The 14129-nt window shown below is 64.4% G+C and carries 12 protein-coding genes; 6 read left to right on the top strand and 6 right to left on the bottom strand.

The genetic code is table 11. The annotated features are described in order from the left end of the window. Positions 1-172: 172 nt before the first annotated feature. On the bottom strand, positions 173-1192 hold the full coding sequence (locus tag QFZ91_RS14195; protein ID WP_368594888.1) for an ABC transporter substrate-binding protein: 1020 nt from the start codon (positions 1190-1192) through the stop codon (positions 173-175). Positions 1193-1383: 191 nt separating this feature from the next. Then, a complete protein-coding gene (locus QFZ91_RS14190; RefSeq protein ID WP_429567588.1) occupies positions 1384-2421 on the bottom strand; it encodes a LacI family DNA-binding transcriptional regulator in 1038 nt (345 codons plus the stop codon). Positions 2422-2753: 332 nt separating this feature from the next. On the opposite strand from QFZ91_RS14190, the gene QFZ91_RS14185 reads away from it, so the two are divergent. Next, entirely contained in the window at positions 2754-3758 is a 1005-nt protein-coding gene (locus tag QFZ91_RS14185) for an aldose 1-epimerase (protein ID WP_429568641.1), read from the top strand. A 47-nt stretch (positions 3759-3805) separates the two neighbouring features. Here QFZ91_RS14185 and QFZ91_RS14180 read toward each other — a convergent pair whose 3' ends face one another. Further along, positions 3806-4603, bottom strand: a complete 798-nt coding sequence (locus QFZ91_RS14180) for an endonuclease/exonuclease/phosphatase family protein (RefSeq protein ID WP_176109779.1) — start codon at positions 4601-4603, stop codon at positions 3806-3808. 54 nt (positions 4604-4657) lie between these two features. Further along, positions 4658-5218: a hypothetical protein gene (locus QFZ91_RS14175; protein ID WP_429567587.1), complete on the bottom strand. Its 561-nt coding sequence runs from the start codon at positions 5216-5218 to the stop codon at positions 4658-4660. A 280-nt stretch (positions 5219-5498) separates the two neighbouring features. Here QFZ91_RS14175 and QFZ91_RS14170 point away from each other — a divergent pair, with 280 nt between their 5' ends. From QFZ91_RS14170 to QFZ91_RS14160, 3 genes are all read left to right on the top strand, one after another. Further along, entirely contained in the window at positions 5499-6476 is a 978-nt protein-coding gene (locus QFZ91_RS14170) for an AAA family ATPase (RefSeq protein WP_429567586.1), read from the top strand. 354 nt (positions 6477-6830) lie between these two features. Next, complete coding sequence (locus QFZ91_RS14165; protein ID WP_176122315.1) at positions 6831-7937, top strand: NAD(P)/FAD-dependent oxidoreductase; 1107 nt, start codon at positions 6831-6833, stop codon at positions 7935-7937. Positions 7938-8069: 132 nt separating this feature from the next. Beyond that, positions 8070-8381, top strand: a complete 312-nt coding sequence (locus QFZ91_RS14160) for a high-potential iron-sulfur protein (protein ID WP_176380697.1) — start codon at positions 8070-8072, stop codon at positions 8379-8381. Between the two features lie 128 nt (positions 8382-8509). On the opposite strand, the gene QFZ91_RS14155 is transcribed toward QFZ91_RS14160, so the two are convergent. Together QFZ91_RS14155 and QFZ91_RS14150 are read right to left on the bottom strand one after the other, a co-directional pair. Next, positions 8510-10066 (bottom strand): amidase, encoded by a 1557-nt coding sequence (locus tag QFZ91_RS14155; RefSeq protein ID WP_217910395.1) that lies wholly within the window; start codon positions 10064-10066, stop codon positions 8510-8512. A 242-nt stretch (positions 10067-10308) separates the two neighbouring features. Beyond that, the gene (locus QFZ91_RS14150) at positions 10309-11007 is read right to left on the bottom strand and encodes a dienelactone hydrolase family protein (protein WP_013088117.1); all 699 of its coding nucleotides are present in this window, start codon (positions 11005-11007) and stop codon (positions 10309-10311) included. 321 nt (positions 11008-11328) lie between these two features. Here QFZ91_RS14150 and QFZ91_RS14145 point away from each other — a divergent pair, with 321 nt between their 5' ends. Together QFZ91_RS14145 and QFZ91_RS14140 are read left to right on the top strand one after the other, a co-directional pair. Further along, positions 11329-12432 (top strand): NAD(P)H-dependent flavin oxidoreductase, encoded by a 1104-nt coding sequence (locus QFZ91_RS14145; protein ID WP_429567585.1) that lies wholly within the window; start codon positions 11329-11331, stop codon positions 12430-12432. A 451-nt stretch (positions 12433-12883) separates the two neighbouring features. Next, entirely contained in the window at positions 12884-14029 is a 1146-nt protein-coding gene (locus tag QFZ91_RS14140) for a branched-chain amino acid ABC transporter substrate-binding protein (protein ID WP_018436890.1), read from the top strand. The last annotated feature ends 100 nt before the right edge of the window (positions 14030-14129 follow it).

Genomic DNA, 14129 nt, shown 5'->3' with positions numbered 1-14129 from the left:
CGCCCGCATAAAAGCGAAGCGACGGTCCGTCGGTCACGGGCGCGTCGCTTCGAAACCTTCCCGCCACCCGCCCGACGAGGAGACATTCATAGAAGGCGGATGACTTCCTGCTACAACGCCGAAGGGAGTCCCCGGGAACATGCCGCCCCGGGGCGCTTCCCGATGCTTGCGATCAATAGCCGTACTGCATGTTCTGCTGCACGTTTTCCTTATCGTAGAAGCGGTCGGACACCTTGACCCAGGTCGGGATCTTTTCACCCTTCGCATAGCGCTGCGCGACGTCGCAGGCGAGCGGGCCGAAGAACGGGCTCGACTGCACGCTCGCGCCGAGCTCGCCAGCCGCGATCGCGTCCATGCCGCCCTTGGTCCCGTCGATCGTGACGATCTGGATGTCCTTGCCCGGCTGCTTGCCGGCCGCCTTGATCGCGGCGATCGCGCCGAGCGCCATTTCATCATTGTGCGCGTACACGGCGGTCACGTCAGGATGCGCCTGCAGCAGCGTTTCCATCACCTTGCGGCCGGTGTCGCGCGCGAAGTCGCCGCTTTGCGACGCGATGATCGTCATGCCAGGGTTCTTCGCGATCACTTCGTCGAAGCCCTTCTTGCGATCGTTCGCGGCCGACGCACCCGTCGTGCCTTCGAGCTCGATGATCTTCGCCTTGCCGCCCGTGGCCTTGATTAGCCAGTCGGCGGCGCGATGACCCTGATCGATGAAGTCCGAGCCGATGAACGTGATGTAGTCCCGGCCCGCCTTCGCGACCGACTGGTCGACGTTGCGGTCGACGAGGATCACCGGAATGCCGGCCTTCTTCGCCTGCAGCACGACCGGCGCGAGCGGCTTTTCTTCACGCGGCGGGAATACCAGCAGATCGACGTGCTGGGCGATCATGCTTTGAATGTCGGAGACCTGTTTGGAGTTGGAGCCGTTGGCGTCGGTCATCACGATCTGCCAGCCGCATTTCGCGGCGATGTCCTTGAAGCTCCTGGTTTCCGCGAGACGCCACGGGTTGTTGCTTTCGGTCTGCGCGAAGCCGACCTTCAACGGGGTCTTGGTCGCCAGCTTCGGCAATGCGTCGTCGGCATGCGCGGCCGCCGCGCCGACACCGATTGCCAGAGCCAGCAGCGAAGCTGCGAGCGGACGAATCTGCTGCTTGCGCGCGTGCGTGCGCGACTGCGTAATGAGCGACGCCATGTCTTCCTCCAGTAACCGGTGACGGTGTATTTGCTTTTTGTGCTGCTCGGGATTGTCTCTGTCCAGCCGGGAGCCCGACGCTGTTTCGACGGCGAGGATGCGGTTGGCTATAACCCACCGGTGCGCGTTCTTCCCGACCCGACGTGCCGATTATTCCACTCGGAATTATTATCGGTCAATCACTAATAATATTAATCGTCGCCGATTTTTGCCTCGGTAATTACCCTGACCGAGGCGCGTTCGACCAGTGGTCCGTCGAGCTTCACCGTGCGATGGCGCACCGGTGCGCCGGCCGCGCGGTTGTGCTCTTCCTGCAGCAACGTCTCGACGGCCCAGCGGCCGAGTTCGTAGTTGGGCAGCACCACCGTCGACAGTGGCGGATGCGTGTGGCGGGCGATTTCCTGGTCGTCGTAGCCGAGCACCGACACGTCCTCGGGCACGCGCAGGCCGAGTTGCTTGAGCGCCTCGATCGCGCCGATCGCGGTCAGGTCGTTCGCGCAGAAGATCGCGGTGGGCGGATTGGCTTCGCGCATCAGCGACAGCGTCAGCTCGAAGCCGAGGCCCGAACTCCAGTCGCCGTCGCGCACAAGTTCGGCCGCGAACGGCAGATCGGCGGTCGCGAGCGCGGTGCGGTAGCCCTTCAGGCGGTCTTTCGCGGCGTCCTGCCACGGTTCGCCGTTGATGTAGCCGATGCGCCGGTGGCCGGCTTGCAACAGGTACTCGGTGGCCAGATGGCCGCCCGCGACCTCGGCCGGTACCACCGACGAAAACGTGCTGTCGCCGGTGTAGCAGTTCAGCAGCACGGTCGGCACCTGCGACAGCGCGGCCGGCGGCGCGACCTTGCGCGTATAGACGGTCGCGTAGATCACGCCGAATACGTGCGGATTGGTGATGACCGTGTCGAGTACCTGTTTTTCGATGTCGGCGTTGCCGTGCGTCGAGTAGACGGCGAGCATCTTGCCGCTCGCGTACGCTGCGTCGCGCGCGCCGTCGATGTTGACGACCGGGTGCGGGCTCGTGGAGATTTCATCGGCCAGATAGACGATCAGATTGCGCTCGTCGCTCGATGCCGTGAGCGGCTCGCGCAGCGACAGCCGGTAGCCGAGGTCGTGCGCGGCCTTCAGCACCTTGTTGCGGGTGGCCTCGGAGAACTTCGCGCCGGCCGCGTTATTGAGCACGAGCGAGACGGTGGATTGCGACACGCCGGTGAGCTTGGCGATGTCGGTCATGGTGGGACGGCGTTGAGTCGATTTTTTCATTGTGCGGGCCGCGCTGAGGCGGCGCTGAAGCAGGGGAATGCCAGCGGCATCATGCTGCTGACGGTACCACTAATAATATGCGTGCGGCAACGCGTGCTACCTCGCCATTTGGGAATCGAGCTTAGGCTCCGTTACCGGCTCTTTTTGAACGAATTTATTACTAATAATATTGACCGGCAATGCGGTGTCGTGCCATTCTCGCTCGGGGTAGTCCGCCGGCCGCGGGGGCGCGGCACGTCAAAGGAGATATGAATGCACGTTTCTGTTGCCGCTTTCCGCTCGCGATTTCGCCTCGTCTGATCATGCGCGACGTTTCCCCGATTCCTGCACGGCCGGGCGAGGCATATGCCGTGACCCGATCGCCGGCGCAGCTGTCATGGCTCGACGATCCCGCGATCGCCGCGCGCCTCGTCACGTTGTCGGCCGGCGCATTGCGCGCGGTTCTCGCGCCGGACATTGGCGGCGCGCTCGCGGCGTTCTACGAGGTCACGCCGGAAGGCCCGTTGCACTGGCTGCGGCCGGCGCTGCCGGAAGCGTTCGAAGCGCGCGATCCGCTGCGCATGGCGAGCTTCCCGCTGTTCCCGTACTGCAACCGGATTCGCGATGCGCGCTTCGTGTTCGACGGCGCGACGATCGAGCTCGCCGGCAACGACCCGCGTTTCGCCCACGCGCTGCATGGCAACGCGTGGCGTCGTCCGTGGCGCGTCGGAGCGCGCGGTGAAAGCGCGGTGGACTTGCACTTCGAGCACGAGCCCGATGCGAGTGTGACCGGCGACTGGCCGTTTCGCTATCGCGCGCGGCAGCGTATCGAGTTGCGCGGCGGCGCGCTGCACATCACCATGTCCGCACGGAATCTCGCCGATCGGCCGATGCCGTTCGGCATGGGCCATCACCCGTACTATCCGCGCACCGCGGCGACGCGCATCCATGCCGACGTGCAGGCGATGTGGCACGCGGACACCGATGTGCTGCCGACGCATCTCGGCCCGCATCCTGCCGTCGACGCGTTGCGCGCGGGCATGTCACCCAACGAGTTCGATCTGGATAACAACTTTTCGAACTGGTCGCGCGCGGCGACGATCGCGTGGCCCGACGAGCGCCGCAAGCTGACGATGCGGGCCGACGCGCCGTTCGATCACCTGGTCGTGTTCGCGCCGGCCAACGATCCGCAGCTATGCGTGGAGCCGGTCACGAACACGACCGACTGCTTCAACGCGATTGGTACACAAGAGCACGTCGGCGGCTGCGTGTTGCAGCCGGGGGAAGAGATAGAAGCGGCGCTGAGCTGGACACCGAATCGCGAGTGAAGGGAGGACGCGCTTTCCGTTGGCGGAGGCGCAACGAGCGAAAACGTTTACTCCAAGCGCAACTTCGCCATATACGGCAAATGATCCGACAGCCACGCGGTCTCCTGCGTCGGCTGGATCCATTCGACCGGCTGCATGCCGCGCACGAACATCTTGTCGAGCGACAGCGCCGGCGAGAACGCCGGGAACGTGCGCGCCGGTTCGCCGAGCAGCGTCGCGACTTCCTGCAAGCCGTGCTCGCGAAAGAGCGGCACCGAGTCGTTGCGCCAATCGTTGAAGTCGCCGGCCAGCACGAGCGGACCGTCCGGGGCTTCCTTCGCGATCCAGTGCGCGATCCAGTTCATCTGCCGCAAGCGCGCCGGACGCGTCAGCGCGAGATGCGCACACAGCAGCGTGACGAGCCGCCCGCCGAACGTCGCACGCGCGACCAGCAGGCCGCGCTTTTCGAAGCGGTGCGCGGAAATGTCCCAGCGGCCGCCGAGATCCAGCGGATGCGGCGACAGAATTGCATTGCCGTGCCGCCACGACGGCTTGAACACGTTCGGGCCGAGTGCGACTTCGAGTTCGAGCGCGCGCGCGATTTCGGTCGCCTGACAGTGCCAGACGTCGGTCAGCGGATCGTCCATCGGCGCACCGAAACTGCTCGCCAACACCGGCGACGGCATGCGCCGCGCCATCGCTTCCTGCAGGAAGTACGCGTCCGCGTGAGTCGATTGAACCCAGCGCTGCATCGCCTGCCAGGCCTGAAAACCGAGCGGGGTGCGGCCCTTATGCAGGTTCCAGCTTACAGCGACGAAATCGTTCGGCGCGAGGCTCTCGCGGATCAGTTCTTCTGGGTTTCGCATGCCGCGTTATCCACGTGTTCTGTTTGAGCGCGCCGGTCAGGCGCGCGGTTCCTGTCAGTTTGGAGTGTTGCCGCCAGCCGCGGCGCCATTGCCGCTCGTGCCGCCATTCGTACCGTTGGCATTCGCACCGTTGCTCACGACGCTCGCGTGCACGCGGTACACGAGGTTCGGATTGCGATCGACGATCGTCCAGCTCGCCCATTGATCCGGCGGCACCACCAGACCCGGATGGCTCGCGCTCACCTGGCGCGGTTGCGGCGGCAGCTTGCAGCCGATGTCGGTGCGCGCCGCGTTGTTGTCCTCGAGCGTTTCCTGCGTGTCGATCGAAAACATCACGCCCTCGGGATCGACGCGCAGCGGCGACACCGTGATCGTGCGCGACAGATCGATGCTGCCGGCCGGCTGGTCCTTGCAGCCGACAGGGTGTTGCACGACCTGGTGATGCGTATCCGTGCGCGCCTGGCCAACGGTAGTGGTGCCGTCGAACGAATCGATCTGCTGGCCATCTTTCACTACCTGCAATTGCCATTGCACGACCTGCTGCGCTGGCTGTTGTTGCGCGTGGGCGAGCAACGAAGCGCCAAGCAGCATGGCCACGATACTGGTTTTCCACATAAAAGGTTCTCCGCTCACGCGTCGGTTGCGGGGTTGCCTTGCCTCCGCCGCAGCAGGTCAGAGAGCAATCTTACCCCCGATGGCCGCAACGATTTCTGACACGGTCGAGGAGGGCCGGTTCAGCAACAATCCATTCCAGATAAGGATCGGAATGCCCGCGATCGTTAGCAGCAGAGTCGTGCGACTGCTGGCTTGCACGCACTTGTGTCCTCGCTACACTGGACTGGTATCGGCGCTCACAAGGCGCCGCCGCAGCAGGATCAGCGAGACGGGGTGAGCGATGACGACAGCAATGGTCAAACAGGAAATCGCCGTGGCCTCGTTCAGCCAGGTGTATGACCTCGACGAGGTCGAAAGCGCGCTGAACGGTCTCGGCGAAGGCGCGAACGAGGCGCTGCGCACAACCTACGAAAAGATGCTGAAAAACGGCAATCTGCGCTTCTGCGTGAAGCCGAACCGGATGCCGTCGATCGACGATCTGATCGACGCGCTGCCCAATTTTTCGTCACCGCTCGACGACATCCGCAAGCAGGTCGCGCTGTGCCTCGAAACCGAGGATCGGCTCGAACTGATGCCGATCCTGCTGCTCGGCGAACCCGGCATCGGCAAGACGCATTTCGCGAAGCAGTTGGCGCGCCTGCTCGGCACCGCGTACCAATACGTCGCGATGAGTTCGCTGACGGCGGGCTGGATTCTGTCGGGCGCGTCGTCGCAATGGAAGAACGCAAAGCCGGGCAAGGTGTTCGATGCGCTCGTGAACGGCAGCTATGCGAACCCGGTCATCGCTGTCGACGAGATCGACAAGGCGACCGGCGATTCGCAATACGACCCGCTCGGCGCACTGTACGCGCTACTCGAACACGACACCGCCCAGAGCTTCGTCGACGAATTCGCCGAGATACCAATTAACGCGGGCAACGTGATCTGGATCGCGACCGCCAACGACGAACGCGCGATCCCCGAGCCGATCCTGAACCGCATGAACGTCTACGAGATCGCGCCGCCGGACCACGCCGGCGCGCGACGCATCGCGCAGTCGATCTACGACGAAATCCGCGGCGCGCACAACTGGGGCCTGCGCTTTCCGGAGACGCTCGGCGACGCGACGCTCGATGCGCTCAAGCGGGCATCGCCGCGCGAGATGCGCCGCGCGATCCTGAACGGCTTCGGCGCGGCGCGCATCGCGGGACGCGACCGGGTCGAACCCGCCGATATCCGGCTCGATTACGGAAATCGGCGAAAACCGATCGGGTTTTGACGTTTTCGGCCAGTTTGTTGCACCAATCCCGCGTTTTTCGTGATTTTGATGGCTGTCGCGGCAATTCGTACAATGTGTGTGGTGAATGCAACGGCAATTGTTGCTGTTTTCGACGTAGATCGTGGAGTCAAGCCAGTTTGCGCCGCCATCACCTGATCGAGGCGCACGGGCGTTTGTCACTTCTGTCTGTACCGAGTCGTACAATTTTCCGTGGGGGTGATAAAAAGACATAAGCAGACCCAGCGGACAGATACGTTCGACAATGAACGGAACGCGGCGGCGAGATGCCGTTCCTGTCTTCCTTCCATCGGCTGAACGAGGCAGCGCGCGGTGCGATGCGCCGCGTCAACGGATATGGATCAGATCGAATGTGTAGTGATCGGTGCCGGCGTGATCGGCCTCGCGACGGCGCGCGCTCTCGCGGCACGCGGGCGCGAGGTGATCGTGCTGGAGGCCGCCGACGCGATCGGCGTGGGCACGAGTTCACGCAACAGCGAAGTGATTCACGCGGGCATCTACTATCCGCGCGGATCGCTGAAGGCCACGCTGTGCGTGCGCGGCCGCGAAATGCTGTATGACTACTGCGCCGAGCGCAACGTGCCGCATTCGCGCTGCGGCAAGCTGCTCGTCGCGACGTCGCGCAACCAGATTCCGCAGCTCGAAAGCATCATGGCCAAAGGGCGCGACAACGGCGTGCTCGACCTGATGCGCATCACCGGCGATCAGGCGCAGGCGCTCGAACCAGCGCTCGAATGCGTGGAGGCGGTGTTCTCGCCGCAGACGGGGATCGTCGATAGTCATCAGTACATGCTCGCGCTGCAAGGCGATGCCGAGCGTGACGGCGCCGTGTACGCGTTTCATGCGCCGGTCGAGGCGATCGAGGCTCACAACGGCCGCTTCACGATCGCGGTCGGCGGTGCGGCGCCCACCACGATCAGCGCCGCCTGCGTGATCAACAGCGCGGGTCTGCATGCGAACGCGCTCGCGCGCAAGATTCGCGGGCTCGACCCGCGCCACGTGCCGCCGCTTTACTTCGCCCGCGGCAATTACTTCAGCATCTCGGGGCGCGCGCCGTTCAGCCGCCTGATCTATCCGATGCCGAACGAGGCCGGCCTGGGCGTGCACCTGACGCTCGATCTCGGCGGCCAGGCGCGTTTCGGTCCCGACGTCGAGTGGGTCGACGCGATCAATTACGACGTCGATCCGCGCCGCGCGGAGTCGTTTTATGCGGCGATTCGCGCGTACTGGCCGGCCTTGCCCGATAACGCGTTGCAGCCGGCTTACGCGGGCATTCGTCCGAAGCTTTCAGGTCCTGGTGAACCCGCCGCCGATTTCGTAATTCAGGGGCCGGCCGCGCATGGTGTGCGCGGGCTCGTCAATCTGTTCGGCATCGAGTCGCCGGGTCTGACGGCATCACTGCCGATCGCGCAGCGGGTCTGCGAGCTGGCGGGGCGCGCGTAAGCCCGCGATTACACCGTACCGATCCGCTTATCTCCAGCATTTGGAATATCACCGGAGACGGCTTCGTTGCTATGCTTGGCGAACGCTGTCATCAGAACGGCGTTGATTCCAATATAAATGGAGTGAGTCCCCATGAGATCTTCCCGTCGTACGTTTTTGATCACCAGCATCGGTGTGGCATCGACACTCGCACTGTCGCGCCAGGCGTTCGCCGACGCGCCGAAAGTCTCCGAAACCGATCCGACCGCGCAGGCGCTTGGTTACAAGGCGGACGCGAGCAAGGTCGACAAGGCGAAATTCGCCAAATTCCAGCCAGGCCAGCAATGCAGCAACTGCAGCTTCTTCCAGGGCAAGGCGGGCGATGCCTACGGCGGCTGCCCGATGTTCGCGGGCAAACAGGTCGCTGCCACCGGCTGGTGCAGCGCTTATAACAAGAAGGCCTGATCGAGCCTGCGTGTGATGTGCTAGCAGGGCTTTGCGCGGGATGCGCGGCGACATCGCGGCGCATCCCGCGACTGCGTGCATCGTGGCGTTTTGCGCCAGATGCGGATTGCAGCCGGCCGCTGGATTTTTTAGCGCCGCGCTTTCATCAATGGTGGGCGCCTGTCGAACCACGGCCGTGCCGCCTCGAGTTGCGCGGCGAGTCTGAACAGCGTCGCCTCACCGCCGACACGCGCGGCGAACTGCACGCCGATCGGCAGCCCGCGCGCGTTCCAGTACAAGGGCACCGACATCGCCGGCTGGCCACTCAGGTTGAACAGCTCCGTGCAACCGGCCCAAGCGAATGCCTTGTTCGAGGCTTCGAACAGCAGTCTCTTCATCAATCGTTCCAGCGGCATCGTGGTGACCGCGCGCATTTGCATGCGCTCGACGGAACTCGGCCGCATCTCGCCGATCTTGATCGGCGCGGACGCGAGCGTCGCGCACAACAGCACGTCATAGCGGTTCAGCAGATCGGTCAGACGCGCGGTGATGCGGCGCTGTTCGTCGAGCGCGGCCGGCAAACCCTGCTCGCCGATCTTGCGGCCGACGTGCGCCATCGCCCACGTCGAAATTTCGAACTCGCCGCGCGTCGGCCTGTGGCCGGTGATGCGCTCCGCGTTCAGCACGAGGTCTTCGGCGGTCACCGACCACAGCGTCAAGAACGCATGACGGACCGCCGCGAAATCGACGCCGAGCGACACCGGCTCCAGACGATGGCCGAGTGAGCTCGCGAGTTGCGCGGCGTCGTCGAGCGCGGCGCGCGCATCGGCCGATAACGATGGCGCGAGCATCGGCTCCGTCACGTAGGCGATCGTCAGCGGCTTGCATGGCTCGCGGGTTGCGCCGAGAAAGGTGCCGGGCGCGCCGGCCGGCCGCTCGGCGTTGCCCGCCAGCAGGTCGAGCAGCAATGCGCTGTCGCGCACGCTGCGCGAGACGGCGTGATCGATGCCGAGTTCGCCGGCACTGGCCTGCGCCGCGCGCGGCACGCGACCGCGCGACGGTTTCAGGCCGAACAGTCCGCAGCATGACGCCGGAATTCGGATCGAGCCGCCGCCGTCCGACGCATGCGCGAGCGGCACCACGCCGGCGGCGACCGCCGCCGCCGCGCCGCCGCTCGAACCGCCCGGCGTGTGATCGAGATTCCACGGATTGCGGCACGCGCCGAATAGTTCGGGCTCCGTATAAGGCATCTGGCCGAGCTCGGAGGTGCTGGTCTTCGCGAAGATGTTCAGACCCGCCGCTTTCGCGAGCGCGACGACCGGCGCGTCCTGCGTCGGAATGAAGTGGCGGTAGTGGCGGCTGCCCATGGCCATGCGCAGTCCCGCCACGGGCGCGCCGAGATCCTTGATCAGGAACGGCACGCCGGCGAGCGCGGCGTGGGCGGAGGAGTTGTCCGTTCCGTTCACGCCGTCGGCGCTATTCGCGCGATTTGCGTCGTCGCGCGACGCGCGCTGGCGGGCCGCATCGTAGTCCTTCAGAACGACTGCGTTGATCGCGGGATTGACGGCCTCGGTGCGCGAGATCGCGACGTCGATCAATTCGCGCGCGCTAACCTGGCGCGTGCGCACGAGTTCGGCGAGGCCGATGGCGTCATGAGCGAGATAGTCTGATAGCACGTCGTTTGAGCCCTCGCGGTCGGTTGGCATGCCGCGTCGAATTCGCGGCAGGCCATGCACGCGCGACGGCGTCGTTTCGCTCGATTTTCGCGTTGCTCCGCTCGGGCGTCGCGCATGTGAAAGACGGCGTGTCGGCCGACACGCCGTCTTTCACAGAGTACCTGAGTTGAGCGCCGACGTGACTGATGTGAATTCGAATGCTCACTTCAAATGCGCGAGCTGGCGATCACATCAGTGACGCGGCCGGTCCGGCTAATTGCCGGAACCGCGAATTACATCCGCTCGCCGAGGAACGTCAGCGTGCGGCCATGCGCCAACGCGGACGCGTGCTGGTTGTACGACGCACGATCCGAGCAGTTGAAGCCATGATCCGCGTTCGGGTAGATGTTGAATTGCACGTCGGCACGACCCGCGAAGCGCTCCTGGATCTGGCCGATGTCCGACGGCAGAATATGCGCGTCAAGCTCGCCGTAGTGGAACTGCATCGGCACCTTGACGTTCGCGGCCTTGTCGAGATGGTTGTGGATGCCGCCGCCGTAGTAGGCGACTGCGGCGTCGACCGAACCGGCCGCTGCGGCCAGATAGGCGAGACGGCCGCCGAAGCAGTAGCCGATCGCCGCGACCTTGCCGGTCACTTCCGGCAGCGCGCGCAAGGCGGCCGCGGCGGCGCCGATGTCGGCGACCGCGTCGTCGACCTTGGTCTTCTGCATCAGCTCGATGCCCTTTTCGCGATCCTTGCCCTCATACGTCAACTCGACGCGCGGCTGCACGCGCCAGAACACGTCCGGTGCGAGCGCGACATAGCCGTCCTGCGCGTACTGATCGGCGACCGAGCGGATATGGCTGTTCACGCCGAAGATTTCCTGAATGATGATGACGGCCGGTCCCTTGCCGCCCTTCGGCAGCGCGAGATAGCCGCCGAAAGTGTCGTTGCCGGCCGGGATGTCGATCCATCGGGAAGTCGTGCTCATGCTGTTCTCCATTGACTTGCGCGAACGCCGCGCGAGGTCGGTGTGTACGAAACGCTCAAGGCCACGCGGCCCTGCAACGGGCGGTTAGTTTGCCATCAAAAGAACCGGCTTGCAGCGAGGCGGGACGGGGCCTCGCGGCCAATGCGGCGCGCTTCGATTCTCGTAAGGCGATTGAAACGATCTCGATTATTCATTTCTCCGCGATGGCGCGGACGGGTACAGTCAGCGCGTAATGGCTCGCGTGTGTCGGCGCATCTCGCGACATCTTGGCGAGCGCATGGATGAGCACATCGACGGCTTTGCGCCGGAAAGGAAACGAACATGAACGAAGGCAGTTTTGTGACGCCGTTTGCCGAGCGCTTCCAGCTGCGGGTACCCGTCGTGCAGGCGCCGATGGCCGGCGGCGCGACAACGCCGGCGCTCGTCGCGGCGGTGTCGAATGCGGGCGGGCTTGGTTTTCTCGCGGGCGCGGCGCTCGCACCCGAAAAGATCGCGAGCGAGGTCGCGGCGATTCGCGCGCTGACCGATCGCCCGTTCGGCGTGAATCTGTTCGTGCTCGATCCCGTCTCGCCCGATGAAGCGACCGTGCGTCGCGCGCTCGACGTGATCGATCCGCTGCGTGCCGAGCTCGGTTTGCCGCCGGGCCAGCCGCTCGCACACTATGCGCCTGACTTTCGCGCGCAACTGGAGGCGCTGATCGACTTGCGTGTGCCGGTCGCCGGCTTCACGTTCGGACTGCTTTCGGCGGCCGACGTCGAGCGTTTGCATGCGGGCGGCAGCTATGTAGTTGGGACTGCGACGCATGTTGCCGAGGGCATCGCGTGGCGCGATGCGGGTGCCGATGCGATCGTCGCGCAAGGCGCGGAGGCAGGTGCGCATCGCGGCACGTTCATCGGCGCATTCGAAGATGCGCTGGTCGGCACGATGGCGCTCGTGCCGCAACTGGTCGACGCGACCGGGCTGCCGGCGCTCGCGGCCGGCGGCATCATGGACGGTCGCGGCATCGTCGCGGCACTCGCGCTAGGCGCGCAAGCCGCGGTGATGGGCACCGCATTTCTGACCACCCGCGAGAGCGCGATTCCCGAGGTATGGAAAACCCGCGTGCGCGGCACGTCCGATACGTCGACCACGGTGACGCGCGCGATCACGGGCCGTCACGCGCGCGGCATCCGCAATCCGTTGATGCAACGTTTGCGCGAATCGGCGGAAAGCATCGCGCCGTATCCGGTGCAAAACGCGTTGACGCAGGAGCTGCGGCAACACGCGGCGCGCGCGCAGAACGGCGACTACCTGTCGCTGTGGGCGGGGCAGGGTGCGCCGCTCGGGCGCACGCGCGCCGAAGCAATCGGCGCGGCTGAACTGATGGCGCAGCTCGAGCAGGAATGGCGGGCGGCCTCTGCGCGAGTCGCCGGGTTCATGCGTTGATTGCGTGGTCGATTTAAGGTTGATTTAAGTTTTTTACCGCTGTCACATTCCTGTGCGGCACGCCACATTTTTGAGTTGAAAAACCCTTCGAATCTTATGTGACAGAAGCCGGAAAAAGACTAAATCCGCGCCCGCGGAGAAACTTCCCAATTAGCGGAAACCCGCATGGGACGGGGCTTTCCGGCTCGCTCGCCCAAGCCGCGAGCGGCTCGCGCAGGAACTGCGCTATTAGTGTTGTTCCCACTTTCTCAAAAAACTCCCGCAAATTAATTTGTTGGCCTACACTTGCGCGCAAGTACGGTTTACCAACTGTCATAAACAGTCCGGTAAACGTACTGGCCAAGTGCATGAACGATGCAACCGGCGTGGTCGTCCACGGGACTGAGCGACACGTGTAGGGGAAGCGGGGCACAGGGCGATTACGTTGTTTTGACCGAAACTGGAGACTTACATGAGCATCAAAATTCAAAAGCTGTTGCCGATCAGCGCTGCCGCTCTGCTGTTCGCGACGTTGGCAACATCGGCCGCGGCCGACACGGTCATCAAGATCGGTCACGTTGCGCCGTTGACTGGCGGTATCGCTCACCTGGGTAAGGACAACGAGAACGGCGCGCGCCTGGCCGTTGAGGAAATCAACGCGAAGGGTCTGACGATCGGCGGCCAGAAGGTCACGCTGCAACTCGACGCGCAAGACGACGCGGCTGACCCCCGCACGGCTACGCAGGTTGCGCAGAAGCTCGTCGACGACAAGGTCGTCGCCGTGGTCGGCCACCTGAACTCGGGCACCTCGATCCCGGCATCGAAGATCTATAGCGATTCGGGCATCGTGCAGATCTCGCCGTCGGCAACGAACCCGGCCTACACTCAGCAAGGCTTCAAGACGACCTACCGCGTCGTCGCGACCGACGCTCAGCAAGGCCCGGCACTCGCGAACTACGCGGCGAAGGGCATGAAGGTGAAGAGCGTCGCGATCGTCGACGACTCGACCGCTTACGGCCAGGGTCTCGCGAACGAGTTCGAGAAGACGGCGAAGGCGCTCGGTCTGAACGTCGTATCGCACGACGCGACGAACGACAAGGCCGTCGACTTCCGCGCGATTCTGACCAAGATCAAGGGTGAAAACCCCGACGCGATCATGTACGGCGGCATGGACGCAACCGGCGGCCCGTTCGCCAAGCAGGCAAAGCAGCTCGGCCTGCGCGCGAAGGTGCTGGCAGGTGACGGCGTGTGTACCGACAAGCTGTCGGACCTGGCCGGCGACGCAACCGACAACATCGTCTGCTCGGAAGCCGGCATGGCGCTCGAAAAGATGGCAGGCGGCAAGGCGTTCGAAACGAAGTACGAGAAGCGCTTCGGCCAGCCGATCCAGATTTACGCGCCGTTCACGTATGACGCTGTGTACATCATCGTCGACGCGATGAAGCGCGCCAACTCGACCGAACCGGCGAAGATTCTGGCAGCGATGCCGGCGACCGACTACAAGGGCGTGATCGGCGAAACGACGTTCGACTCGAAGGGCGACCTGCAGCACGGCGTGATCTCGCTGTACAACTACAAGCAAGGCAAGAAGACGCTGCTCGACGTCGTGAAGATGTAAATTCGGTGTGATCGAAGGCGGCGTCGCGCCGCACTTCGATTCGCAGCTTGAGAGGCACGTGGGCCGCGAGGCTTGCGTGCCTTTTCTTTTGTTCACCGCT

Source organism: Paraburkholderia sp. JPY419 (assembly GCF_050435705.1).
GTDB classification, from domain to species: domain Bacteria; phylum Pseudomonadota; class Gammaproteobacteria; order Burkholderiales; family Burkholderiaceae; genus Paraburkholderia; species Paraburkholderia youngii.
The sequence above is the reverse complement of the archived record's forward strand: the minus strand, read 5'-3'. Positions and strand labels throughout refer to the sequence as shown.